Here is a 22,252-nt window from a genome sequence, read left to right on the forward strand (position 1 = left end):
CTTTTCCTCACAAAATTATCGTCACAAGCCACGCCGGCCGCGCGAAACACTGCGCGCCAGCATGGCGGAAATCTGCCCTTCGCTTTTCCGAAAGCTCGCCGCGTCGCTCGCCGTCACGTTGAAGACGATCTGCGGGCCACCGCTGCCTGCGGCGGCAACCCCGAGCGCGCCGTCCGGCCCGCGCCTGAGCGGCAGGATCGCTTCCGCCCCCGCCTCGCCCATCAGGCCCATATCGCCACCTATCGGGAAGAAGCTCGGGGAACGCACCACACCGCCGTCGGCAAACGGCGTCACCGACCCGACAAGCCCGCCGATCGCGTTGCCGAGCATGTTTTCGAGCGGCCTGAGGCCAGCGGAAAGCGCGATGTCGGAAAGTCGGTTGCCGAGACCGCGCAACACATCCTCAAGCCCCCGCCCGCCCGTCGTCGCTGATCTGAGCGCCCCGGTCAGCGCCGCGCCGAAGCGCTGCGAGCGGACTTCAAGATCGGCCATCACGCCGGTCAGCGCCTCGGCGCCGGACAAAGTGCCGGCCAAACTCTTGTCGTCGTCTTCCATGGTTGTCCCTCATGCTCCTCACCTGAAAAATCCAACACTTAGCCTTTGGCTAAGATGCTGATTTTTCTTCCTCTCCCGCCGAATTTGCATCTCGGCGAAGGCGGTGCCGCGAGCTCCCTATCTCCCCCTTTGCGGAGAAGAATGGAATTTCAACGTCTCAGCCAAAGGCTAAGTGTTAGAAATTCCAGGAGAGGGGGTCAGTCGCCGCCATCCGGAAACGCCCGCATCAGCGCCTCCAGCCCGGCCTTCCCGATCCCCGCCCGCCGCGCCCTCAACCCGCCGGTCATCGCAAAGAACTCGACCGGCGTCAGCGCCCAGAAATCCCTTGGAGGAAGCCGCAGCAGGCAAAGGCCGGCGTGCATCACCGTTTCCCATGGAAACGGTTCCGGCCTTTTTTCTTCGGTCGCAGGTGCAGAGGGAAAACCGCCTGCCACTGCCCCGTTGCCCGCCGCGGCCCTCAAGGGTTTGCCGTGGCGTCCCCGCCCGGCGCCGCAAACGTCGCCGCCAGCAGATCGCCGACAATCCGCGCGTAACCCAAAACTCCGCCCTCGATGCTCATCGCCGCCACCTCGTCGTCGGAGAACAGGTTGCCGCCGCCGCGCAGGCCGGCGCCGATCAGCCGAATCATGTCCGCCGCCTTCAACCGGCCGGACGAAAACCGCTCCGCCAGGCTATTCAGGTCGCCGACGGAAAAGGCCGTCTCCAGTTCCGCCAAGGCGCCGAGCGTCAGGCAGAGAATGCGGCGCTCGCCGTCGATCACCGCTTCCACCTCGCCGCGCCTGCGGTTTGCGTGTCCGCCCACCATCACAGCACTCCGAAGGTCAGGCTGCCGGCCGATTCCAGTGCCAGTTCAAAGCGGATCTCGCCATTGTGCTCGCCGGAATATTCGAGCGCGGTCACCTGGAACGGTCCGGTCACCATGCCGAAGGCCGGGATCAGGATCTGCCAGGCAAGAATGCTGCCTGAGAAGAACGCGGCCCGGACCAGCGCATCGCTGTCCTGGTCCTTGAAGATGCCGGCTCCGGTCAGCGAAGCGCGCTGTACGCCGGCGCCGCCCAGCAACTCGCGCCAGCGTCCGGCGCTTTCGGCGTCGGTAATGTCGACGGTCTCCGCATTAAAGGCCAACCGCTTCGAACGCAGCCCCGCGACCGTCAGGAATGCGCCGTCATCGTCGATCTTCAAGAGCAGGTCCTTGCCCTTCTGCGCCACCATGTGGAAGTCCTTTCCTGTGTTGTCGGATTGTCGCTTCCGCGCCTCCGGAAGCGGTGCTAGAGCATCGGGCGCTCACACCCGTTTTCGCGAATGCTTCCCGCCGCCATGCCCAAAATCCTCCCCCTGCGCTCGGCGCAGACGATCGCCGTGCTCGCCGTCACCCAGATCATCTCCTGGGGCACGACATTCGACATGCTCGGGGTCATGGGCCGCATCGTCGCGCCGGACCTTGAGCTTCCGAACGAGGTCGTGTTCTTCGGCCTGTCGATCATGATGCTGGTGAGCGCGCTTGCCGGTCCCGCGACCGGGCGGCTGCTCGGCCGCCACGGCGCCGCAAAGGTTATGGCAGCCGCGTCCGTCACGTTTGCGATCGGCCTGCTTCTACTCGCGAGCGCCCACGAAATCCTGGTCTACGGGCTTGCCTGGATCATCATCGGTATCGGCGGCGCGCTCGGCCTGTCGGCGCCGGCCTATACGGCGGTCGTCGAGCGTGAGGGTCTGGACGGCAAGCGCATCATCGCCATCCTCATGCTGTTCACCGGGCTTTCGGCGACCATTTTCTGGCCGGTCCTCGCGTTGATGAACGATCTCGTCGGCTGGCGGATGACCTTCGTGCTCTCGGCCATGCTGCAGCTCTTCGTCTGCCTGCCACTCTATCTGTTCGGCCTGCCGAAACCGGTCGATCGCAACGAGCAGACCCAAGCCACGGATACGGTCCCTGTCGATTTCACGCCGCCGGAACGCCGCCGCGCCTTCTTCCTGGTGGCTGCGGCGACTGCGATCAGTTCGTTCATCAGCTTCGGCCTTTCACCTTCGCTGCTGGCCCTGCTGCAACAGGCCGGCGCCTCGCCGGCGTTTGCCTTGCAGCTCGGCTCGGCGCGCGGCGCGATCGGCGTTGCCGCCCGCTTCGTCGACATGGTTCTCGGCCGGCGCGGCAACGCGCTTCTTACGTCGCTGGTCGGCACCGGATTGGTTCTTTTCAGCTTCCTGCTCGCCGCGACCGTCACATCCTCGGGGCCGGTCCTCGTTATCTTCATGCTGCTCTATGGCTTCGGCACCGGCGTGCTCGCAGTCGCCCGCGCGCTCCTGCCGCTGTCACTCTTTTCGCCCCGCGAATTCGGCCTGCAATCGGCCCGCCTGTCTCTGCCGCAAAACCTTGCCAATGCCGCAGCGCCGGTCATCTTCACCGCCATCCTCGACCGCGCCGGCGCCACCATAGTGCTGGTGACCGGCGCCGTGCTTTCGGCAATCTCGTTGGTATTGGTGCTGATGCTGGTGGGGCTGGTGCGACGGGCGAATGCGCGGACGGCCGCTTAATTGCCAACTGACGCGACGATATCCTTGATCGGCAGCAGCAAGGTGCGGTCCAGTCTCTTGGCCTGCCGGAAGCCGTATCTGAGATAAAAACTCGCTGCCTCGTCGTCGAGTGCGTGAACCATGACGGCCCGAAAGGCGACCACCTCCGAGGTTGCAACCACGGCCAATAGGGCATTCTTCAGAAGTTCGCCGCCCAGCCCCTGTCCATGGTGCCTCCGGTCCACCGCAAGCCGAGCCAGCAACGCCACCGGAATCTCGCCGGGTGCCTGGTGGCCCTTGACCTGCCGAGGCGCGTTTTCGCGCGAAATCATGCCGGCGCAAAGCGAATGGTAACCGACGACGCGAAAATCGGCATCGGCAATCACGAAGGTCCGTGTGTAACCCTGCGCTTGATTGTGAAGCGCCATTTCCTTCAGGAACGTATCAAGCACGGACTTGCCGCTGTCGAAGTCTTCCAGATTGTGGCGCTCGCTCAGCGGAGCCGGTTTGCGATACATGGCTCAGTCGAGCCATTGCCGGTTCGACTTGAGCAAGGCCGAAAGCTTCTCGTCCACGCGCGCAGGCTCCGCGAGCAGATCCTCGACAGCATCGAAGACGCTGGCATCGACGCCGATGAATCGTTGGTCCAAAAGCTCTTTCTGAGCTGAGGCCAAGGCCGCTTCGGTCATGAACGCCGTCAGCGACTTGCCGGAGATCTCAGCCGCCCGGGCAATGACCTCGCGTGTCGAGGCATCTATCCGCAGATTGATCGTTTCGTTTTTTCGAAGTGCTGCCATAATCCCAGGATCCACAATGTACATTCATTGTATATACATTTTCCTCACGTTATTCAACGAACAATCCGAGTGACCCCATCACTCCGTCACCGCCCGAAACCGCATCTCCGCCAGATATAACTTCGTCTTCGGCTCCCGCCGCGTCCGCATGCTCACTTGCAGCAGGTTCACCAGCACCGCCCCCTCAAGCACCAGCGCCGCATCATGCAGGAGGCCGTGCACGATCCCGGCAATCTCCTGCGCCTGCCGCCGTCCCTCGCCATCAGACCAGATTTCCAGCACCAGCAGATGTTCCTCGCCCGCCTCGCTGGCGGTCGAAAAATCCCGTGTCTCCATCTCGCCGAATACGACGCAGGGCAGTTTTGCCCGCGGCAGCAGCCGGTCGCGGATGCCGTCGGCGCCGATAATGGCCGTCAAGGCAGCATCACCGGCAAGCGTTTGATGGATCGCCTGCAGAAGCGCATTCGCCGCCGTCATCGGGCCTCCTCCTCGCATTGGCAGACGAGATAACGCCGCGTCTCGTCGGGATCGTGCACCAGCTTCACCAGGAAGACCCGCGCCCCTTTTCGAAACCGCTGGCCGGCTGATATGCCGTCGCGGAACCGCACCCAGATGCGATGGCTGATCGTGCCGCCTTCGTCCGCCGCCCGCTCCTCCACCATGAACGAAACCGGCTCGATCCGCGCCCAGAGCGAGGCCGTCACCTCCCAGGTGACAGTCGCGCCGCCCTGGCCGTCCGGCAGCGCCTGCGGCACTTCAAGGTCGAGCCGGGCGGTCATCGACCCCGGATCGAAGAATACCACCATCAGAGCCTCCGCATCCGGAAGGGCGCGATCAGCCGCTCGTAGCCGTCGGGAATACCGGCCGGCTGCTGGTCCGGCGAAACGACGCCGCGGAAGGCGAACATATGGCCGATATGGAGGGACATCGCCCGCTTCAGCGTATCCGGCACGTCGGTGCCCGCCTCGCCGAAACCGGCCGAAAAATCGATTTCGATGCCGTTGACGGATCTGCCCGGCTCGGGCGGATTTCCCAGCCACAGCCGTGCCGGCCGGCCTTCGCCGTCGAGCAGGTGATCTTCCAGTGGAACTTCAAGCTGCGTTCCGTCAGCGTCGTAAACGGTAACGTTCTCAATCGCCTGCACCGGCGATCTCGAAATCCGAATCACCCCGTCCGCCGGCCAGCGGTCGAGGTAAAGACGCCATCCTTGAGACATCAGGCAAAGCCCCGTCTCCCTTTCCAGGTGTTCGCGCGCGGTCCTGATCAGCGAGGCCAGCAGCGCATCCTCGTCGCTTCCATCGAGACGCAGATGCGCCTTCACCTCGGCAAGCGTCAGCGGCTCCGCAGCGGGCGGAGTGGTTTGGGCGTAGGTCATGGGGCCTCTTGGGGTGAGCAGTGATTAGTCGGCCGTGAGTAGTGGGTTCGAGCGGAAGCGGTGATGCGAAAAGGGCAGCTTTCGGCCGCCCTGCTCACTAGTCACCACCCACTACTCGCTTCGCGGGGGCTCAAGCCGCCGCGAACTTCACCACCTTGATCGCCTCGAAATTCTGCACCCCACCGCCGACGCGCTTGGTGGTGTAGAAAAGCACATAGGGTTTTGCCGAATACGGATCGCGCAGGATGCGCACTCCCGCCCGGTCGACGACGAGGTAACCGGAGTGGAAATCTCCGAACGCGATCGAGAGCGAATTTTCCGCGACGTCGGGCATCTCCTCGGCTTCAGCGATCGGGAAGCCCATCAGCGAGGCCGGCTGGCCGGCTGATGCCGGCGGGTGCCAGAGATAGTTGCCGTCGGCATCCTTGAACTTGCGGATATCGCCCTGCGCCTTGCGGCTCATCATGAACGTGCCGTTCTGGCGGTGGCCGGCTTTCAGCGCATAGATCAGGTCGATCAGCGTGTCCGAAGGCCCGGTCGATTTCCAGCCGCCCGCAACGCCGGTGGCGATATGGCCGATATTGCCCCAGCTCCAGGCGCTGTCGGCCACCGTCGGATAGGACAGAAATCCCTTCGGCTTGTTGATGCCGTCGCCGCGGATGAAGGCGTCGCCCTCCTGCTCGGCAAACACGATGTCCATCTCGCCGGCGATCCAGGCCTCGATGTCCACCGCCGAGTCGTCCAGCAGCGACTGCGTGGCGGCCGGCATGGCGTAGAGCTCCATGGTCGGGAAGGAGAGTTCGGCCAGCTGCGGCGTGTTGGTCTGCGGCCGCGCCGCCGTCTCCGCCACCCAGCCGGTCGAAAGCCCGGCCGCCGCGAACGGCTTCTTCAGCACGGCGGAAGATACCGTGCGTACGGTCGAGAGCGCCCGCATCGGCGAAACCGCGGAAATCCGCCGGCCGATTTCCGTATCCGTTTCCGGCGGTACGAGATAACCGCCGTCGGCACCGGTCCCGCCGGAAAACGCCTTCGCCTCCAGTTCGCGCAGGCCGTTCTCCTCGCCGCGCCTGACATAGGCGTCGAAGGCCGCCTTGTGCTCGACAGCCTCGGCCGAAAGCTCCGCATCGCCGCGGCCGAGCTGCGGCCTGGCCTTCTTCAGCACCAACTGGTCGAGCACCTTCTTCTGCTCGTCCATGCTGCGGTTGATGCGGTCCATCTTGTCGCGAGTAACGACGTCGGCCGTCAGCTTCTGCTCGATCTCGCCGAGGCGCCGGTCGTTGACCTCCTTGAAGGCCTCGAAGGCCTCCATGAATTCGTCGAAGGCCGCCGTCACCGTTTCCGGCACTCCCTTGACTTCGGGGGCCTTCGCCTGAAGCGCCACGCTTGCCATCGTTCTCGCCTGCTCCGTCATATCGCTTTTCCTTTGAAGGTTGATTTCATCATCATCTTCGCCGCCCGCCGCATCTGGCGGACGAGTTCGGTTTCCCTGTCGCGGAAGAACCGCGCATGCTTGACGTTGGAGACCCGCGCCGATGGCAGCATCGGAAAGGTCACCACCGAAATTTCCCAAAGATCGGCCTCCAGGATTTTTCGCACGCCCGTCTTGGCGTCGGTCCGCGCCTTGACGGTGCGAAAACCGATCGACAGCCCGTCGAGCGCCCCTGATTTCATCAGTGCCAGCACCTCGCGGGAGCGGGCGACGCCGGGCGACAGCATGCCTTCGACATAAAGCCCGCGGGCATCCTCGCGGATCGTCCGCCAGGCGCCGATCGGCTCGGAAGGATCGTGCTGATAGAGCATCCGCACCCCCGGCGCCCCGCGCTCGACGAGGCAGTTGCGGAAGGCGCCGCGCTCGATCGTATCCTTGCCGAGATCGACCTCGCCGAAGACGCTGGCATAACCGGAGAAAACCCCGTCGCCGGTAATGCCTGCGAGTTCCAGATTGGCAAATTTGCGCGCAGTCGGACGCGGCCCGCGATAAGCGTGCATCGGTGGTCTCCTGATTTTTTTGGATTTCCCGCCGGATGTAGGCGGAGACGGCGCGGCATAGTCCCTTCTCCCCCTTGTGGGGAGAAGGTGCCGGCAGGCGGATGAGGGGTAGGCGCCTAAGGCGACCCCACCCGTCCCCCATATCTCGCGGCAATCCTCGCCAGCACGCCCAGCACCCACCAGGCACAAAGGCTGGCCGCGGCCGACCCTGTCAGCATCACTTCCGCGCCGGAAAGCTCTCCCCCGATCCCCAGCCTTTCCACCAGCCAAAGCCCGGTCGGCCCGCCGAAGATCAGCCCGCAGGAAAGCCCCGTCAGAAACCGGCTCGCCGCCTCGCGACGGCTCTTCGGCAGGAGATAGATCAGCGACACACCTGCCCCCGCCGTGGCACCGGCGATCCTCGCAGCCCACATGCCGGGAAGGACGGCCGGATCGTTTCCGAGGTCAGCCATTTTTAATCTCTCTTGTTTATGATGCACGCATATGGACAGAACGGCGCAGCTGCCATGCAACCAGCCGTTCCGCGCTTGACGCAGGGTCAGCGGATCCAGTTTCCATCAATGTTCAGAATCGCTTGGGGCTATCTACTGGGAAGTTGAGTCCGGCACTTCGCAAGTTGAGTGAGTGGCAACAGACGCGTTGAGCAAACGCCAAGCCGCCCCCGTCTACTCGTAAATGTCCTCATCCTCATCGGGCCGGTCATCCTGCCTGCCATGCCTGACGATCAGGATCAGCACGCCCTCGGAATCGACTTCGTACTCGATCAAATAGGGCGCAATAACCAGGACCCTGACGCCATTGGAGCCCGGCTTGACCTTGCCGATCTCCGGATGCTGTGACAGAAGCGACCGGGCATTCCGCAATTTCCTGTTCAGTTCCCGCGCCGCCGGAGCGCTGAACCTGCCGAGGTAGGTCCGCTCGGACCTGATGTAGTCCGCAGCCATCGTGGAGATGCGGACTTTCTTCATGCGGCATCGGTCCGGGATTTTTCATCCGCAGCATTCAAGCCGTCCAGCTCGTCGAGAAGGTCGTCCATATCCATGACCTTTCCGTCACGCACGTCCTGGCGCGCAGCGGCAATTTCCAGAAGCTCGCTTCCTTCCGTCGTCAGGTAGGCTTTCAGCGCCCGCACGATCACCCAGGATCGGCTGCGATCCGCCGTCTCGGCGATCTTCTCGATGTCCTCCAGAATGTCGACCGGCAGGCGCAGGGTGATCGGATCGGAGAGAGTGGGCTTGGCCATGACAGCCTCCATTTTGTAATACAGAGTATTACAAATACACCATGCCTTACCCGATTAATACCCCACCGCCTCCCGCTTCTCCTCGTCGCTCAGGAACGCCGCCGCCCCGACCCTCGCCCACAGTGCCTCGCGCTCAGCGGAAAGCCCGGCGATCCGGTCGAGATCCGGTTCCAGCCGCAGCCGCTCGCCATAGGCTTGCGACAGCCAGGTGGAAAAGCTCGCGGCCGTTCGAGCAATCAAGGGCAGCACGGTGAGACGATAAAAGGCGCGGTTGGCCTCCTGGTAGTTGGCATAGGTATTGTCGCCGGGAATGCCGATCAGCATCGGCGGCACGCCGAAGGCGAGAGCGATGTCGCGGGCAGCCCCGTTCTTCGCCTCGATGAAATCCATGTCCTTCGGCGACAGGCCCATCGCCTTCCAGTCGAGCCCGCCTTCGAGCAGCAGCGGCCGCCCGGCATTGACGGCCCCGGAATAACCCGCCTCCAGCTCGTCCTTCAGCCGCTCGTACTGGTCGGCGGAGAGGTTGCCGCCATCCTTCGGCTGGTAGACCAGCGCGCCGGAAGGTCTGGCGGAATTGTCAAGCAACGCCTTGTTCCAGTTCGCCGCCGCATTGTGCAGGTCGAGTGCTGCACCCGCCGCACCGAGCGGCGGAAAACCGCAATGGTCGTCGAGCGGATGAAACAGTTTCAGGTGCAGCAGCGCGATGCCGTCGCTTTCAACCGGCAGCCGCCGCGTCGTGCCGCCGGCACGATAATCGTAGCCCGCCACCCAGCCGTCGCGCCCCTCGACCACGCTCACCCGGTCGGGCCGCAGCAGATGCAGTTCGCGCAAGTCCCCACCGATCGACAGCGGTTCGACATAGGCATTGCCGGAAAGCGCCAGGTGCCCGTAGAGCGCCTCGAAAAAGTCGGGGCCGCCCTGCCGTCCGTTCGGCCTGGCCAGCAGCGCCAGCGCCGGATGGTCGGCAAGCTCGGTCGCCCCGTCATAGGCAAGCCAGGGAACGGCCGCCGCGGCTTCGGCGATCATCCGCACCGCCCGGTAGGCGACCGGGTTCTTCATGAAGCCTGCCCGCGCCAGTGCCGCATAGGACCGTCCCGACCAATGCGCCGCCCCCTCGCCGGAGACGATCGCAAAACCGGAGGCCATCTTGGTCTCGCTCTTCTGGGCTTCCGTCCTCAGAACCTCGGGCACGCCCTGTCGCCCGCCCGTGGAAAACCACGGGCGCCGGAATGGAGATTTCATTGTGACTTGTCCTTTCGTTCGGGCGCCAACGCCCGCCTTAGGGAAGCGGCAGGGGCGCTTTCACTGCGCTCGCGCTGTCGAAATCGGCTGCCATGCGGATTTCACGGATCGGGCGGACGATGTCGATCGATGCCTGATAGAGCGGATGCGCCTTGTAGGCGGCCAGCGCCGCTGCATCCTCGAATTCGCCGTAAACGACCAGATCGACCTCATTGCCAAGCTGGTCGCTCTTCACATTGGTGCCTATCTCCAGGATCGATGCGTGCGGATTGCCGGTCAGCAGGGAAAGGCCCGCCCGTACCCGCTCGATCTCGCCGGCCTCAGCCGTGAAAAACACGATGTGACGTATCATGGGAACCTCCTGCAATGCGGAGGCCTCGCTATCACGGGCTGCCACGGGCCACAATGCGGCCTATTGCAGCGCCTCGGCAAACGCCCGCGCATGCCGCGCCACGAGTTCCGCCCGGTCGCTGCCGTTGATGATTTTTCGCGCGCCCACCCAGTCCGCCCTGCCCTGCCCGAAATAGTCGCCAAGCTTCCGCCCGGTGAAACTGCCGCGCCGCATGCCCTCGATCAGGATCGCGACCGAGACCGGCATTTCCATCGCCCGGCCGGGATCAGCCACCAGGTCGATCCCGGTCACGTCGGACATCGCCTCGTAGTTCCGCCGGTGGGTCAGTTGCACCAGTCCGCGGCCGAGCCAGCTTTTTCCGTCTGCGTCCGGCCGCCAATAGGGCGTCCTTACCGACCCGAGCCGGCCCGCCGCGAAAGCTTCGTCCAGCCGCGCGATCGCGGACCTGTCACTCGCCGCCAGGGTCTCCCGGACGGGCTGCATCGTGGCGGCCGTCTCGTGAAAGGCGGTCGCCAGAACATAGGCGAGCGGCGGGCCCTCACCTTGGCCGCCCCTCTCCCGCCAACCGTCGAGAATCGCCGTCAGCCCCTCCACCTGGCCAGTGACCAGCCGGCCTTTGAAGAGCCTCGTCCGTACGAAATCAAAGAAGGCATGCCGGTTGTGAGCCATCTGGAGCCTACTCCCATACCGCGCTGCAGGGTTTCAATCGGTTTAGAAAAACTAAATCGTTTTAAGCGCTTACGCGGCAGTTTACTTTTTTCTAATGATGTGGAACCAACGGCTTCACACGACGTTCATGTCGGCTTTCTAAACAACAGGAGATCATGATGATGCAGCAGCCCGCACCGGCCGCCCCTTCCAAGCCGATCCCGCAGCATGTCGTCGAGCGGATCGAATCCGAGTGGAAGCAGATGCGCGAAAGCGCCCAGCCAAAGCCGGCAACCCCGCGCTGATCATCATCAATTAAGCGACGAGCCGCGCTCAAACACCGCGCACGCGCGGCTCTCCGTGACCTTCCAGCATCAGCGCCGTCAGCGCCCAGACCAGCGCGTCGAGCCGGTCGGGCGAACGGCCTGAAGACAGACCGTCCGGACCGAAATCGCACATCTGGTCTTCGAGCTCGGCAAACCGTCCGGCATGGGCCACACGCCCCTGTTCGTAGAGCGCCGCCACCGGCTCGGCGCGCAAAAACTTGCCGCGCGTCGCCCGCACCATGGTTACCGGCAGGCCTGCGTCGACGCTTTTCAGCATCGCCGTCACCATCTCGCCGCCCTGGTTCACTTCGGCCACGACCCGGTCCGCCTGGAAGCGGGCATGGGCCCGCGCCACCGCGTTCGCCCAACCGGCGGGGCTTTTGCCCTCCACCGAACAATCGGCCAGCACCACCGCCCGCCCGCTTGGCTCTATCCCTGCCACGACAATGCCGCAGCAGGAATTTTCGCCCGAGCCCGAGGGCGGATCGACCGCCACGACGATGCGCCGCAGCGCGCCTGTAAACCGGATCGTGAAGGCCTCAAGATCGGCGCGTTTCCACAGCGCGTCCTCGCGGTCCTCGATCAGCTCGCCGGCCAGTTCCTGCCGCCCGAGCCTTGTCCCGCCGTAACGCGCCTCCAGCGCCGAGATGAAGCCCGGCGCGAGATTGCCAGCATTGGCCTGGGTCGAAATCCTGACAAGCTGCGTGCCGGGATCGGCGATCAGCCGTTTCAGGATCGGCACCGACCGCGGCGTGGTCGTCACCAGTTGGCGCGGATCGGCCCCGAGCCGAAGACCGAACTGCAGCATGTCGAAGGTTTCCTCCGCATGCCGCCATTTGGCGAGCTCGTCGCACCAGGCGAAATGAAACTGCGGCCCGCGCAAACTCTCCGGATCTTCCGAGGAAAAGATCTGCGCGATCGCCCCGTTCGGCCAAACCAGCCGCCGGCGCGAAATCTCGAAGGCCGGCCGGTTCCTCCGCGCAATCCGGCAGATGCCGGACACCCCGTCGATCATCACCTCACGGGCATCGCCCAGCGTTTCCGCCACCAGCGCGATCCTGAGCTCCGATCTGCTGCCGGCCGCGGCCAGCCCATGGATCCATTCGGCGCCTGCCCGCGTCTTGCCGGACCCGCGCCCGCCCATGATCAGCCAGGTGCGCCAATCGCCGGCCGGCGGCTTTTGTTCGCGGCGGCCGGTATGGCGCCAGTCCCGGCTTGCGGCGCGGGAATGATGTGCGTGGATGCTATCGCGCCACTTGCGTGAAGAATCTACTGAGGACGACGACGGTTCAACGAGCTCCACCTTCTCCCCGGCGGGGAGAAGGTGGTCCGAAGGACCGGATGAGGGGGGCGAAGCCACCTTCCCGCTCACCATTTCCACTTCAGGCATTCCTCGATCCGCCGGATCGACCGCTCCGGCGTCGCCGACCCCCTCATCCCCTCGCTTCGCTCGGCACTTCTCCCCGCCGGGGAGAAGTGGGAGTTCGACGCACCCGCCCGCTCCGACCTCAACGACAGTCGTTTCGGCCGCTCCTTCATTACAGCAGGGCTCAGCGAGCGCCGCATAACCCTTTGCCATTGCTCCATGCGCCTGAGCCCGCAGACTGCTGATCCGGTCCATCGTTTCCCCGTATTCAGCCAGCGTTTCGACCGTCTGAGCTTCGACAACGTCTTCAACCGGTGTCAGGCGATGCCGTTCCATCCCTTGCCGCACTGCCGGGCTCACCAATATCAATACCAGCCTCGATGCACCGCTTTTCAAAACGCTCCTGGGCGCGCCGTTCGATAAGTTCCTCGACCTCACGCACAGCCTCCTCATAACCGCCCTCGTCCGCATCGCGCTCGGCGGCCTCGTCGCGGTCGCGGGCGAGCTGGCGTTGCAGGCTGTCGACTTTTTCGAGGGTGCGGACGATCAACGACATGGCGTCGGTCGCCGCCTTCACGTCGGCACGCGCCAGTTTCTGGGCGGCGTCGTCGCCATTCTCGAGCGCCGCCTCCGCCGAGGTGCGCATCCGCCGGAAGGTCGAAAACTGATCGCGCATCTCGACCGTCATTTCGTTCAGGAGCCGCCGCAGCTCCTCGCCAGGAGATAATGCGTCCTCGGCCGACTTGATCTCCAGCAGCACGCCGCGCACCGCGTCGACCAACACCGCGTCGTCCATCATGACCCTGTCGCCATAGGCAGGCGTCTCCGTCCAGAGCCCGAAAAGCGCCGGATCGAACGTCTCGAATTCATCCATCTGGGATATTCCCCCGGGCCGGAACAAAGGCCAGAATTTCGGCGCAGAAAATCTCGCCGCGCCCGTTTCCGGTCGCTGCGCGTCCCCGCTGCCGATTGTCGAGATAAAAAAGAAGGCCCAGCTTTTGAGACCGGGCCAGTTTGACTGGAAGTCTTGCCACCAGCCGCCCGAAGGCTGCCGCCGGCACAATACTTCGACTGTGCCTAGACCCTATCAAACAACCGTCACGCCGTCAAGGACTATTTTCCTAATTAGCAAAAATTAATTTACAGCCGGATCACGTCCCGCAGAACGTCTGCGTCACCCGTTCCTCCGGCTTCGGAGGCTGGGTGTAACCTTCGAATTCCGGCCGGTCCTCGTAAGGCTTTTCCAGCGCCTCCAGCAACCGCTCGAAGAAACCGAAATCTCCATAATTGGCGGCCGAAAGGGCCTCCTGGACCTTGTGATTACGGGGAATGATCGCCGGGTTGACGGCGCGCAGTCCGGCAGCCAGCTCACCGCTTGGCCGCGCCTCCGTGGCCAGCCGCCCGCGCCAGTCGGCAAGCCAGGCCCGAGCCTTGACCGGATCGGCAAAACTGCCCAGGAACGCCGCGTCCCTGCCCTCCGCCGCCTCGGCAAGCCGCCGAAAGGCCAGCGTGAAATCCGCCTGCCCCTCGTGCATGGCTGCCAGCAGCGCCTGGATCAGGTCGCCATCGCCGTCGGCCTCGGTCGCAAGACCGATCTTTGCCCGGAAAACGCCGATCCACTCTTTCTGGAACCGTTCTCCGAACGCTTTCAGCACGGCGTTTGCCGCTTCCACGGCGTTCTCCTCGTCCTCGTCGAGCAGCGGCAACAGGCATTCCGCCAGCCGCGCGATGTTCCACTGGCCGATGCCCGGCTGGTTGCGATAGGCATAGCGGCCGCCCTGGTCGATCGACGAAAACACCTTCATCGGGTCGTACTCGTCGAGAAAGGCGCAAGGCCCGAAATCGATCGTCTCGCCCGAAATCGTCATGTTGTCGGTGTTCATCACCCCATGGATGAAACCGACGCCCAGCCAGCGGGCGATCAGCTCCGCCTGCCGCGCCGCCACGCCCTGCAGCAGCGCCAGGTAGGGATTTCCCACCGTTTTCAGCTCGGGGTAATGCCGCTCGATCACGTAATCGGCGAGCAGCTTTACCCCGTCATTATCGCCGCGGGCGGCAAAGAACTGGAACGTGCCGATCCGTACATGGCTTGCCGCGACGCGCACGAACACCGCGCCCTGCTCCACCGTCTCGCGATAGACCTTTTCGCCGGTCGCGACAGCCGCCAGGGCCCGTGTCGCCGGCACGCCGAGCGCGTTCATCGCCTCGGACACGATATATTCGCGCAGCACCGGCCCGAGCGCCGCGCGCCCGTCGCCACGGCGGGAATACGGGGTCGGCCCCGCCCCTTTCAGCTGGATGTCGCGGCGCATGCCGTTGCGGTCGACCACCTCGCCCAGCAATATCGCCCGTCCGTCGCCGAGCTGCGGCACGAAATTGCCGAACTGGTGGCCGGCATAGGCCATGGCGATCGGCATGGCGCCGGGCGGCACGACATTGCCGGCAAGGATCGCCGCCAGCCGGGCGGGATCGGAAAAATCCGCCTCGACGCCCAGTTCCTCCGCCAGCGACCCGTTGAATTTCAGAAGCTTCGGCCCCTCCACCGGCTCGGGATAGACGGAGGCGAAAAACCTGTCCGGCAGGCGCGCATAGGAATTGTCGAACTGGAACACGGGAAGGACTCCTATGGCCGCCGGGATGCGGCGACCTTTCTTCAAATATGGGAAACCTGTCCCGCCGAACAAGCGAAATGCGCTTTTGTTGGGCCACTCAAGGCTTGGCCAGCCGCACCCCGAAACCGAGGAGGAAGGTCAGGAGCGCACCGACCGCGGCGGTCCCGTAGAGCCACAGGGCCGGCCCGCCGGCCTCGCCGTTTTCCAGCGCCGCAACCAGGCCGGTCGCACCTGCGATCATGCCGGCGATCCCCGCCCCGATTGCATATCCCGCAGTCGAAATCGTCGGCAGCAAGGCGCTTGCGAGATCGCGCTCCTGCCTTGCTGCCGCTTCCATCGCCGCCTGGTTGACGCTTGCCCAGGCGACGCCGAAGCCCGTACCGATTGCCACCTGGCCCGCCAGCAGCAGCACCAGCGAACCGCTCGCGAACGCGGCGGCGAGGCAGAGGAAACCGGCCAGTTGAAACAATGCGCCTGCGCGCATCCACCGATGCCGCGGCCCAAGCGCCGTAATCCTGCTCGCGACCACCGCGACAGCACTCCAGGCGAGCGCCATGGTCACCACCAGATAACCGACCACCGCCGGCCGGAAACCGAAGACGGCGTCGATCATCAGCGCCAGGTAGACGCTGCCGACCGAGTGGCTCGCCGACATCAGGAACAGCACCCAGAACCCGTGCCCCAGAACCGAGCCGAGCCGGAAGGCGCCGTCCGGAAACAGTTTCGGCCCGATCCGCCCGTCGAGCTTCAGCGCCGGCAGGAAAAGCCCCGCGCCCGCGACCACCGCCGCCGCCTGCATCGCCCCTCCGGTCACCACCGACGATAGCGACAGGACGAAGGAGGCCGCAAGGCAGAGCGAGATGGTGGCGACGGACAGCGGCACCGGCGCCGCCTCGGTTACTCTCACCTTCGCGGTCAGCGCGAAGACGGCAAGCAGAGCCACGAAGGGCGAGACGGCCAGGAAAGACGCCCGCCAAGAATAGGCTTCGGTCAGCAGCCCGCCCGCCAGCGGCCCGGCAATCGCCGCCACCGCCCAGACGATCGCCTCCACCGCAAACACCTTCGCGATCAGGGCGGAGGGAAAGTTGGCCGGGATGAGGCTGTAGCAGATCGCCACGATCAGCCCGTCGGCAATCCCCTGCAGCAGGCGCCCGGCCATGATCCAGGAAAACGCCGGCGCCGACAGCGCAAGCAACCCGCCCACAGCAAAGATCAGCGCCGAGATAACGAGGATGAGGCGTGCGCCAAAGCGGTCGCGCAGGGCCGCAGCCCCCGTGCCGCCGGCGATCGAACCCAGGAAATAAAGCGTATAGGCCCAGCTGAAATAACCCGTGCCGCCGATCTCCTTCGCCGCCGGCGGCAGAGCCGCGACGATCGCGAACTGGTTGAAGGCATGCAGCCCGATTCCCGCCGAGATCAGCCCCAGCATCACTCCTTCGCGGCCCTTGAAAAGCCTCGACCAGCCCACATTGATATCCTGCAACACGCCCTGCCCCTTGTCCGGTTTTCAGTCCGGGGCACGCTACAACCTCAACCGTGATTGAGGTCAAGGGATGAGCCAAAAAATAAAATTACGTATTTTCAGCGCCTTAAGACGTAATTGCAGATTTTCTTCGATGTTGTATTTTAGCTACAGCTTTCCAAGCAAACCGCTCTATTTGCGTTTCTGCCAACCAATCGGAGGGATTATCCATGAAGGCTCTTTTCATCCTTGCAGCGTCGGCCGCCATGACCGCCTCTTCCGTTGCTTACGCAGCCGACGCCGTCGAGCAAGTCCCGCAGGCTCCGCAAGCCGTCGAAACGCCCGTCGTATTCTCCTGGAACGGCCCCTATATCGGTGCTCATACGGGGTATGCCTGGGGCGACGGCGATGCCCCAGGCGGCGGTTCGGACGATTTCGACAGCTGGAGGCTTGGCGGCTTCGTCGGCTATAACTGGCAGTTCTCCAGCGGTTTCGTGGCCGGTATCGAAGGCGACGTCAACTACGACTGGAACGAGAACAGCTATGCCGGCGGCATCGACATCGACACCGGGTTCTCCGGTTCGGTTCGCGGCCGTGTCGGTTATGCCATGGACCGGGCGCTGATCTTCGCGGCAGCCGGCTGGACGGCCACCACTGCCCATATCGACGGTGGCGGTTTTGACGATGACGACATGCTCAACGGCTGGACGGTCGGCGCCGGCGTCGACTACGCGTTCACCGACAATGTCTTCGGCCGCCTCGAATACCGCTACAACGACTTCGGCAACGGCAGCCTCGCCGGCGCCGATTTCGACTTCAGCCAGCACGTAATCAACGTCGGCATCGGCGTGAAGTTCTAATTCCCCGGCCTCGATACATGTTTCAATGCTCCACCTTGTGAAAAGGTGGAGCAAGATCCCGGGCGGGTTTCAGGAATGAAGGCGGCAGAGGCGGGAATGTCCGCCTCTGCTGCTCACGACAGTCCGTAATTGCCTCAGGCTGCGGTCCTTTCCGGCGAATACCCCGCCTCGCGGATCGCCTCTTCGGCCTTCACCGCATCCCCTTCGATCGTGACTTTCTTGGTGGCGAGATCGATCGCCACCGCCGCGCCCGGCAGGGCTTCCGCCAGCGCGCCGCGCACCGTCTTTTCGCAATGGCCGCAGGTCATGTCCGGCACGCTGAAAATCGCAGTCATCAGAATCTCCTTGTTCGATGTGTGTGTTCTGCACCTTCCCATTGAGGGAAGGTCAAGTGCTATGAGAGACGAGCCGGCGCGGCATGCTCCCGATGATCCCCCCTTGGGGGCGTGAGGCGGTGCGTGGAGCCCCTCCCCCTTGTGGGGAGGGGTTGGGGAGGGGTTTTGCTTCCGCATCAGAACCCCTCCGGCCTGCCGGCCACCCTCCCCACAAGGGGGAGGGTTAGGAATGCCGCACCGCCCACGTCCCATAGCGATCACCTTCCCCCTCAACGGGGGAGATCGAAGGAGGCGCCGTTTTGCCTCATCCTGGGGTAAAGGCGTCAGGCATTCTGTTTCATCCTGTTCTTCGCTGGAGCCACCGGCTTATCGCCCGCTGCAGAGCCATCCCCCGCCAGATCATCGAGGATCGGGCAGTTGGGGCGGGTGTCGCCGCCGCAGCAATGGGCGAGGTGTTTCAGCGTCTTGACCATGCCCTGCATCTCGGCGATGCGTCGTTCGAGGTCGGCGATGTGGGCGGTCGCCACCTCCTTGACGGCGGCGCTTTCGCGGCTCTTGTCCTGCCAGAGTTTCAGAAGCGTCTCGGCCTCCTCCAGCGAGAACCCGAGGTTGCGGGCGCGCTTGATGAAGCGCAGGATATGCACCTCCTCCTCGCCATAGACCCTATAGTTGTTGCCGGTGCGGCCCATCGGGCGGATCAGCCCGATCTCCTCGTAATAGCGGATCATCTTGGCCGAAACGCCGGAAGCATTCGAAGCCTCGCCAATATTCATCTCGTCTCTCCCACTTTCACCGCCTTCAGCCGCAGCGCATTGCCGAGCACGAAGACGCTCGACAGGGCCATGGCGCCGGCGGCGATCATCGGCGACAGCAGCCAGCCGAAAGCCGGGTAAAGCACGCCGGCCGCGACCGGGATCAGCGCCACATTGTAACCGAAGGCCCAGAACAGGTTCTGTTTGATATTGGTCATGGTGGCGCGGCTCATGGCAATCGCCGAGACGGCGCCCGAAAGCTCGCCGCCGACCAGCACCACGTCGGCGCTTTCGATTGCCACGTCCGTGCCGGTGCCGATGGCGATGCCGATATCGGCCTCGGCCAGCGCCGGGGCGTCGTTGATGCCGTCGCCGACGAAGGCGAGCTTTTTGCCGCCGGCACGCATCTCGTGGATCGCCTTAACCTTGCCTTCCGGCAGGACCTCGGCCACGACTTGTCTGATGCCGACCTGGCGGGCAATCGCCTCGGCGGTGCGGCGGTTGTCGCCGGTCACCATGGCCACTTCGACACCCATCGCCTGCAGCGCCTTGATCGCGTCGCGGCTTGAGGGTTTGAGCGGATCGGCAACCGCGATCACGGCGGCCAGCTTTCCGTCGACAGCCGCATAAAGCGGAGTCTTGCCTTCGTCGCCAAGCCTTGCGGCTGCTTCCGCAAACATCTCAACCGAAAGCCCCAGCTTTTCCATGAACCGGTCGGCGCCGACCGAAATCTTGCGGCCACCCACCTCCGCCTCGATGCCGTAACCGGTGACCGATGCGAAGTTTTCCGCCTTCGGCACGGTCAGGCCCTTGGCTTCGGCCGCCTTGACGATGGCCTCGGCGATCGGATGCTCCGACTGTGCCTCGACGCTTGCGACCAGCGCCAGCACCTCGTCCTGGCCAAAACCTTCCGCCGTCACCAGGTCGGTCAGTTCCGGCCGGCCCTTGGTGATGGTGCCGGTCTTGTCGACCACGACGAGCTGGACATTGCGCAACTCCTGCAGTGCCTCGCCCTTGCGGAACAGCACGCCGAGTTCGGCTGCTCGGCCGCCGCCGACGACGATCGAGGTCGGCACCGCGAGGCCCATGGCGCAGGGGCAGGCGATGATCAGCACCGCGACCGCATTGACCAGGGCATGGGTGAGCGCCGGTTCGGGGCCGAGGAAGAACCACACGGCGAAAGTCAGCGCGGCAAGCACGATCACCGCTGGCACGAACAAGGCGGTCACCCGATCGACCAGTCCCTGGATCGGCAGTTTCGAGCCTTGAGCCTGTTCGACCATGCGGATGATCTGCGCCAGCATGGTGTCGCGGCCGACCTTGTCGGCCCTGAACCTGAAGGCGCCGGTCTTGTTGATCGTACCGCCGACCACTGTCGCGCCGACCGCCTTTGCGACCGGCAGCGGCTCGCCCGAGATCATCGATTCATCGACATTCGAGGAACCGTCGATCACCGTGCCGTCGACCGGAATGCGCTCGCCCGGCCGGATCACCAGTACGTCCCCGGCAATCACCTGTTCTGTCGGAATATCCAGCACCTTGCCGTCGCGCTCGACGCGGGCGGTCTTGGCCTGCAACCGGCTCAACTTCTCGATCGCCTCGCCGGTGCGGCCCGTGGCGCGGGCTTCGAGCAGCCGGCCGAACAGGATCAGCGTGACGATCACGGTTGCCGCTTCGTAATAAACGAATTGGGCACTTTCCGGCAGCAGGTCCGGGGCAAATGTCGTCACCAGCGAATAACCGTAGGCCGCCAGCACGCCGACGGCGACCAGCGAGTTCATCTCCGGCACCCCGCGCAGCAGCGCCGGCAGGCCGATCTTCAGGAAGCGGAAGCCCGGGCCGAAGACCACCACCGTCGCCAGCGCGAAATAGACGTAATAGAGGTTCTGCGTCTCGATCACACCCATCAGCCAGTGGTGGAACGGGTCGTAGACATGGCTTGCCATTTCCAGCACGAAGAGCGGCAGGGTCAGCACGAAGGCGATCGCCAGGTCGCGCGTCAGCACGCCCTCCTCGCCCTTGTGCATATGCATGTGGTCATGCCCGCCCGCATGGCCCGCCCTCTGGTCGTGCCCCATGGCGGCGTGATCCATGTGGTCGTGGCTTTCGGACCCGGAATGGCCATGGTCGTGGTGGTGCTCGTGCCCGGCATGCGCCGTCGACGCCACGGGAGGCATCATCCCCGCCTCGCGCATCGCATGGTCCATGGCGCCCGGCGGGATCTCGTAACCGACCTTCCGGATCGCCTTTTCCAGATCCTCGGCCGAGAAGCCTTCGGTCGATTCCACCGTCAGCTTCTTGGTCGCGAAGTTGACGGCGCTCCTGTCGATGCCCGGCACTTTGGCGGCAGCGTTCTCGACGCGGCGCACGCAGGAGGCGCAGGTCATGCCCTCGACCGGAACGGTGAAGGGCTCGGCTTTGTGGGGCGGTTTGACGATCTGGTTCATGGGACGGACCTCACTTTCCCACCCTATGTGGGGCTTCCCATCATGGGAAGGTCAAGAGGTGAATTACATTTCCTGCGGTGTCTGCGGGACAGCGCGATCGGACGGCCCGAAGCTCGGAAGGGCTCAAGGATCCCTGAGGACACCACCAAAGCCCGGCGCGTTCAGCCCGGACAGCAGCAGCACGAGTTCCGCCTGGCGGGTGGTGCCGGTCTTTTGCATGATCTTCTTCAGGTGCGAGCGGGCGGTTTCGAGCGAGATGCCGAGGGAGGCGGCGGCCATTTCCGGCGTCTGGGCCATCGCGATGCCGCGCGCCACGCGGGCTTCGGCGGGGGTGAGGTCGAAGAGGCCGCAGAGCACTCGCATGTCCGGCGGGCCGACCTGCCCCACCTGGGTGACGGCCAGCACCGCCATCGAACGGGAGAAGATGTCGCGGGCGGCGCGGCGGATGGGCAGAAGATGCAGGATCAGCGGCGGCGCTCCGTCGCGCGCCGCCATCGGCAGCGACTGCACGGTCGGGGAAGCCTGCGCCTTGTAACGCTCGATCGCCCCGTCGAGGAGAGCGCTGGCGCCCGTCCCTTCCAGCACCAGGCGGTCGCCGGCGCCGGTGCGGATGCGCGGGCTCAAGGCCTCCATCTCCGGGTTCGTGGCGATCGCCTGGCCGCCGTCGCCGATCACCGCAGCCGGCAGTCCGAGCATGGACAGCGTTTCGGTCATCGAGCGCGCCTCGCTGAAGGCAAGCCGCGAGGACATATAGGCGGCCCGGGCAAGATCCGGCTTCAGGAGATTGAGGCGCGCGAGCTGTTCGTCGGAAAAATGCGTCAGGCCCTTGGCGCGCATCAAGGTGATGACGATGACGTGCCCGGTCGGCTCCTGGAAAGCCCAGCCCGCCTCCCATTGCATGCCGTGCGGCTCGATGATGTCGCGCTGGATCGCATCATTGGCAAACTCCTCCGCGCTCAGGAGATCGGTCACGCGGACAAACGAAAAGGGCGAACGCTCCATGCCGCGCATGGGCCGGACATTGTTGAACCTGTGTTCGCTCTGCACGAATGCAGCAAAAGCGTCCGCAATATTGGGAGTGGTGACGTAACGATGATTGCCGCTGCCGTCGATGGTGAAGATCGAGGCGGTGCTGGACCCCGCCTCCAAGGCAATTCTCTCGCAAGTCTCCGTCCAAAGCTCCGGAACCAGGGCTGCCTCATAGAGGCGGTCTGCCAACGTGCCTTCTGCATTCATCGGGGTGCCATCGGAATGAATTTTGACTGTCACCGGAACCTTAGCGTTTCCGCACGCCCGGGCCTACTGGTAGAATTACCTGAAAAACTAGCGTAGCTCGTCTTAACTTATTTCATTGACAGTTAATAAACCTGTGCTTCGAGCGAC

The 22,252-nt window shown here is 64.4% G+C and carries 28 protein-coding genes; 3 read left to right on the forward strand and 25 right to left on the reverse strand.

Features of this window, described 5'->3' with window-relative positions; all coding sequences use genetic code 11:
- Window positions 1-21 precede the first annotated feature (21 nt).
- The 4 genes from ABCW43_RS05585 to ABCW43_RS05600 form a co-directional block, all read right to left on the reverse strand.
- A complete protein-coding gene (locus ABCW43_RS05585) occupies window positions 22-555 on the reverse strand; it encodes a phage tail tape measure protein (protein ID WP_345922464.1) in 534 nt (177 codons plus the stop codon).
- Between the two features lie 197 nt (window positions 556-752).
- Complete coding sequence (locus ABCW43_RS05590; protein ID WP_345922465.1) at window positions 753-989, reverse strand: rcc01693 family protein; 237 nt, start codon at window positions 987-989, stop codon at window positions 753-755.
- 23 nt (window positions 990-1,012) lie between these two features.
- Window positions 1,013-1,360, reverse strand: coding sequence for a gene transfer agent family protein (locus ABCW43_RS05595; protein ID WP_345922466.1), 348 nt, complete (start codon window positions 1,358-1,360; stop codon window positions 1,013-1,015).
- Window positions 1,360-1,767 carry a phage major tail protein, TP901-1 family gene (locus ABCW43_RS05600; protein ID WP_345922467.1) on the reverse strand — a complete coding sequence of 136 codons (408 nt, stop codon included), beginning with the start codon at window positions 1,765-1,767 and terminating at the stop codon, window positions 1,360-1,362. The genes ABCW43_RS05595 and ABCW43_RS05600 overlap by 1 nt, the downstream gene beginning before the upstream one ends.
- 105 nt (window positions 1,768-1,872) lie before the next feature.
- Between ABCW43_RS05600 and ABCW43_RS05605 the strand changes: the two genes are divergently transcribed.
- Window positions 1,873-3,084 carry an MFS transporter gene (locus ABCW43_RS05605; protein ID WP_345922468.1) on the forward strand — a complete coding sequence of 404 codons (1,212 nt, stop codon included), beginning with the start codon at window positions 1,873-1,875 and terminating at the stop codon, window positions 3,082-3,084.
- On the opposite strand, the gene ABCW43_RS05610 is transcribed toward ABCW43_RS05605, so the two are convergent.
- From ABCW43_RS05610 to ABCW43_RS05670, 13 genes are all read right to left on the reverse strand, one after another.
- Window positions 3,081-3,581, reverse strand: coding sequence for a GNAT family N-acetyltransferase (locus tag ABCW43_RS05610; protein ID WP_345922469.1), 501 nt, complete (start codon window positions 3,579-3,581; stop codon window positions 3,081-3,083). The genes ABCW43_RS05605 and ABCW43_RS05610 overlap by 4 nt on opposite strands.
- 3 nt (window positions 3,582-3,584) lie before the next feature.
- Window positions 3,585-3,860 (reverse strand): type II toxin-antitoxin system TacA family antitoxin, encoded by a 276-nt coding sequence (locus tag ABCW43_RS05615; RefSeq protein WP_345922470.1) that lies wholly within the window; start codon window positions 3,858-3,860, stop codon window positions 3,585-3,587.
- A 78-nt stretch (window positions 3,861-3,938) separates the two neighbouring features.
- On the reverse strand, window positions 3,939-4,337 hold the full coding sequence (locus tag ABCW43_RS05620; protein WP_345922471.1) for a DUF3168 domain-containing protein: 399 nt from the start codon (window positions 4,335-4,337) through the stop codon (window positions 3,939-3,941).
- Window positions 4,334-4,666, reverse strand: coding sequence for a phage head closure protein (locus tag ABCW43_RS05625; RefSeq protein ID WP_445738894.1), 333 nt, complete (start codon window positions 4,664-4,666; stop codon window positions 4,334-4,336). Before ABCW43_RS05625 ends, ABCW43_RS05620 begins: the two co-directional genes overlap by 4 nt.
- Window positions 4,666-5,235 carry a head-tail connector protein gene (locus tag ABCW43_RS05630; RefSeq protein WP_345922472.1) on the reverse strand — a complete coding sequence of 190 codons (570 nt, stop codon included), beginning with the start codon at window positions 5,233-5,235 and terminating at the stop codon, window positions 4,666-4,668. The genes ABCW43_RS05625 and ABCW43_RS05630 overlap by 1 nt, the downstream gene beginning before the upstream one ends.
- 130 nt (window positions 5,236-5,365) lie before the next feature.
- Window positions 5,366-6,646, reverse strand: a complete 1,281-nt coding sequence (locus tag ABCW43_RS05635; protein WP_345922473.1) for a phage major capsid protein — start codon at window positions 6,644-6,646, stop codon at window positions 5,366-5,368.
- Complete coding sequence (locus ABCW43_RS05640) at window positions 6,643-7,224, reverse strand: HK97 family phage prohead protease (RefSeq protein WP_210011152.1); 582 nt, start codon at window positions 7,222-7,224, stop codon at window positions 6,643-6,645. Before ABCW43_RS05640 ends, ABCW43_RS05635 begins: the two co-directional genes overlap by 4 nt.
- Window positions 7,225-7,340: 116 nt before the next feature.
- Window positions 7,341-7,676, reverse strand: a complete 336-nt coding sequence (locus tag ABCW43_RS05645) for a DUF6107 family protein (protein ID WP_345922474.1) — start codon at window positions 7,674-7,676, stop codon at window positions 7,341-7,343.
- 213 nt (window positions 7,677-7,889) lie between these two features.
- Window positions 7,890-8,192 carry a type II toxin-antitoxin system RelE/ParE family toxin gene (locus ABCW43_RS05650; protein ID WP_345922475.1) on the reverse strand — a complete coding sequence of 101 codons (303 nt, stop codon included), beginning with the start codon at window positions 8,190-8,192 and terminating at the stop codon, window positions 7,890-7,892.
- Window positions 8,189-8,467, reverse strand: coding sequence for a CopG family ribbon-helix-helix protein (locus tag ABCW43_RS05655; RefSeq protein ID WP_345922476.1), 279 nt, complete (start codon window positions 8,465-8,467; stop codon window positions 8,189-8,191). The genes ABCW43_RS05650 and ABCW43_RS05655 overlap by 4 nt, the downstream gene beginning before the upstream one ends.
- 54 nt (window positions 8,468-8,521) lie before the next feature.
- A complete protein-coding gene (locus ABCW43_RS05660) occupies window positions 8,522-9,709 on the reverse strand; it encodes a phage portal protein (RefSeq protein WP_445738895.1) in 1,188 nt (395 codons plus the stop codon).
- Between the two features lie 37 nt (window positions 9,710-9,746).
- On the reverse strand, window positions 9,747-10,061 hold the full coding sequence (locus ABCW43_RS05665) for a Dabb family protein (protein ID WP_345922477.1): 315 nt from the start codon (window positions 10,059-10,061) through the stop codon (window positions 9,747-9,749).
- Between the two features lie 60 nt (window positions 10,062-10,121).
- Window positions 10,122-10,730, reverse strand: coding sequence for a hypothetical protein (locus ABCW43_RS05670; RefSeq protein ID WP_345922478.1), 609 nt, complete (start codon window positions 10,728-10,730; stop codon window positions 10,122-10,124).
- A gap of 155 nt (window positions 10,731-10,885) precedes the next feature.
- Here ABCW43_RS05670 and ABCW43_RS05675 point away from each other — a divergent pair, with 155 nt between their 5' ends.
- Entirely contained in the window at window positions 10,886-11,014 is a 129-nt protein-coding gene (locus ABCW43_RS05675; RefSeq protein ID WP_255392928.1) for a hypothetical protein, read from the forward strand.
- Between the two features lie 28 nt (window positions 11,015-11,042).
- Here the strand turns inward: ABCW43_RS05675 and ABCW43_RS05680 are convergent, their stop codons facing one another.
- The 4 genes from ABCW43_RS05680 to ABCW43_RS05695 form a co-directional block, all read right to left on the reverse strand.
- A complete protein-coding gene (locus ABCW43_RS05680) occupies window positions 11,043-12,278 on the reverse strand; it encodes a DNA-packaging protein (RefSeq protein ID WP_345923368.1) in 1,236 nt (411 codons plus the stop codon).
- Between the two features lie 430 nt (window positions 12,279-12,708).
- Entirely contained in the window at window positions 12,709-13,275 is a 567-nt protein-coding gene (locus ABCW43_RS05685; RefSeq protein WP_345922479.1) for a hypothetical protein, read from the reverse strand.
- Between the two features lie 277 nt (window positions 13,276-13,552).
- Window positions 13,553-15,013 carry a protein adenylyltransferase SelO gene (locus tag ABCW43_RS05690; RefSeq protein ID WP_445738896.1) on the reverse strand — a complete coding sequence of 487 codons (1,461 nt, stop codon included), beginning with the start codon at window positions 15,011-15,013 and terminating at the stop codon, window positions 13,553-13,555.
- A gap of 97 nt (window positions 15,014-15,110) precedes the next feature.
- Window positions 15,111-16,499, reverse strand: coding sequence for an MFS transporter (locus ABCW43_RS05695; RefSeq protein ID WP_345922480.1), 1,389 nt, complete (start codon window positions 16,497-16,499; stop codon window positions 15,111-15,113).
- A 206-nt stretch (window positions 16,500-16,705) separates the two neighbouring features.
- On the opposite strand from ABCW43_RS05695, the gene ABCW43_RS05700 reads away from it, so the two are divergent.
- Window positions 16,706-17,335 (forward strand): outer membrane protein, encoded by a 630-nt coding sequence (locus ABCW43_RS05700; RefSeq protein WP_345922481.1) that lies wholly within the window; start codon window positions 16,706-16,708, stop codon window positions 17,333-17,335.
- A gap of 134 nt (window positions 17,336-17,469) precedes the next feature.
- Here the strand turns inward: ABCW43_RS05700 and ABCW43_RS05705 are convergent, their stop codons facing one another.
- The 4 genes from ABCW43_RS05705 to ABCW43_RS05720 all read right to left on the reverse strand — a co-directional run bounded on the left by ABCW43_RS05705 (window position 17,470) and on the right by ABCW43_RS05720 (window position 22,138).
- Entirely contained in the window at window positions 17,470-17,670 is a 201-nt protein-coding gene (locus tag ABCW43_RS05705) for a heavy-metal-associated domain-containing protein (RefSeq protein WP_345922482.1), read from the reverse strand.
- A gap of 323 nt (window positions 17,671-17,993) precedes the next feature.
- Entirely contained in the window at window positions 17,994-18,443 is a 450-nt protein-coding gene (gene cueR, locus ABCW43_RS05710; RefSeq protein ID WP_345922483.1) for a Cu(I)-responsive transcriptional regulator, read from the reverse strand.
- Window positions 18,440-20,869 (reverse strand): heavy metal translocating P-type ATPase, encoded by a 2,430-nt coding sequence (locus tag ABCW43_RS05715; protein ID WP_345922484.1) that lies wholly within the window; start codon window positions 20,867-20,869, stop codon window positions 18,440-18,442. Before ABCW43_RS05715 ends, cueR begins: the two co-directional genes overlap by 4 nt.
- A 123-nt stretch (window positions 20,870-20,992) precedes the next feature.
- Window positions 20,993-22,138: a helix-turn-helix transcriptional regulator gene (locus ABCW43_RS05720; protein ID WP_345922485.1), complete on the reverse strand. Its 1,146-nt coding sequence runs from the start codon at window positions 22,136-22,138 to the stop codon at window positions 20,993-20,995.
- Window positions 22,139-22,252 lie beyond the last annotated feature (114 nt).

The organism is Neorhizobium tunisiense (genome assembly GCF_039631515.1).
Lineage (GTDB): Bacteria > Pseudomonadota > Alphaproteobacteria > Rhizobiales > Rhizobiaceae > Neorhizobium.

Excerpts from the sequence above, each read along its gene's own strand:
- ABCW43_RS05585 (WP_345922464.1), bottom strand. The coding sequence starts at position 555 with ATGGAAGACGACGACAAGAGTTTGGCCGGCACTTTGTCCGGCGCCGAG.
- ABCW43_RS05595 (WP_345922466.1), bottom strand. The coding sequence starts at position 1,360 with ATGGTGGGCGGACACGCAAACCGCAGGCGCGGCGAGGTGGAAGCGGTG.
- ABCW43_RS05600 (WP_345922467.1), bottom strand. The coding sequence starts at position 1,767 with ATGGTGGCGCAGAAGGGCAAGGACCTGCTCTTGAAGATCGACGATGAC.
- ABCW43_RS05605 (WP_345922468.1), top strand. The coding sequence starts at position 1,873 with ATGCCCAAAATCCTCCCCCTGCGCTCGGCGCAGACGATCGCCGTGCTC.
- ABCW43_RS05610 (WP_345922469.1), bottom strand. The coding sequence starts at position 3,581 with ATGTATCGCAAACCGGCTCCGCTGAGCGAGCGCCACAATCTGGAAGAC.
- ABCW43_RS05615 (WP_345922470.1), bottom strand. The coding sequence starts at position 3,860 with ATGGCAGCACTTCGAAAAAACGAAACGATCAATCTGCGGATAGATGCC.
- ABCW43_RS05620 (WP_345922471.1), bottom strand. The coding sequence starts at position 4,337 with ATGACGGCGGCGAATGCGCTTCTGCAGGCGATCCATCAAACGCTTGCC.
- ABCW43_RS05625 (WP_445738894.1), bottom strand. The coding sequence starts at position 4,666 with ATGGTGGTATTCTTCGATCCGGGGTCGATGACCGCCCGGCTCGACCTT.
- ABCW43_RS05630 (WP_345922472.1), bottom strand. The coding sequence starts at position 5,235 with ATGACCTACGCCCAAACCACTCCGCCCGCTGCGGAGCCGCTGACGCTT.
- ABCW43_RS05635 (WP_345922473.1), bottom strand. The coding sequence starts at position 6,646 with ATGACGGAGCAGGCGAGAACGATGGCAAGCGTGGCGCTTCAGGCGAAG.
- ABCW43_RS05640 (WP_210011152.1), bottom strand. The coding sequence starts at position 7,224 with ATGCACGCTTATCGCGGGCCGCGTCCGACTGCGCGCAAATTTGCCAAT.
- ABCW43_RS05645 (WP_345922474.1), bottom strand. The coding sequence starts at position 7,676 with ATGGCTGACCTCGGAAACGATCCGGCCGTCCTTCCCGGCATGTGGGCT.
- ABCW43_RS05650 (WP_345922475.1), bottom strand. The coding sequence starts at position 8,192 with ATGAAGAAAGTCCGCATCTCCACGATGGCTGCGGACTACATCAGGTCC.
- ABCW43_RS05655 (WP_345922476.1), bottom strand. The coding sequence starts at position 8,467 with ATGGCCAAGCCCACTCTCTCCGATCCGATCACCCTGCGCCTGCCGGTC.
- ABCW43_RS05660 (WP_445738895.1), bottom strand. The coding sequence starts at position 9,709 with ATGAAATCTCCATTCCGGCGCCCGTGGTTTTCCACGGGCGGGCGACAG.
- ABCW43_RS05665 (WP_345922477.1), bottom strand. The coding sequence starts at position 10,061 with ATGATACGTCACATCGTGTTTTTCACGGCTGAGGCCGGCGAGATCGAG.
- ABCW43_RS05670 (WP_345922478.1), bottom strand. The coding sequence starts at position 10,730 with ATGGCTCACAACCGGCATGCCTTCTTTGATTTCGTACGGACGAGGCTC.
- ABCW43_RS05675 (WP_255392928.1), top strand. The coding sequence starts at position 10,886 with ATGATGATGCAGCAGCCCGCACCGGCCGCCCCTTCCAAGCCGATCCCG.
- ABCW43_RS05685 (WP_345922479.1), bottom strand. The coding sequence starts at position 13,275 with ATGGATGAATTCGAGACGTTCGATCCGGCGCTTTTCGGGCTCTGGACG.
- ABCW43_RS05700 (WP_345922481.1), top strand. The coding sequence starts at position 16,706 with ATGAAGGCTCTTTTCATCCTTGCAGCGTCGGCCGCCATGACCGCCTCT.
- ABCW43_RS05705 (WP_345922482.1), bottom strand. The coding sequence starts at position 17,670 with ATGACTGCGATTTTCAGCGTGCCGGACATGACCTGCGGCCATTGCGAA.
- cueR (WP_345922483.1), bottom strand. The coding sequence starts at position 18,443 with ATGAATATTGGCGAGGCTTCGAATGCTTCCGGCGTTTCGGCCAAGATG.
- ABCW43_RS05715 (WP_345922484.1), bottom strand. The coding sequence starts at position 20,869 with ATGAACCAGATCGTCAAACCGCCCCACAAAGCCGAGCCCTTCACCGTT.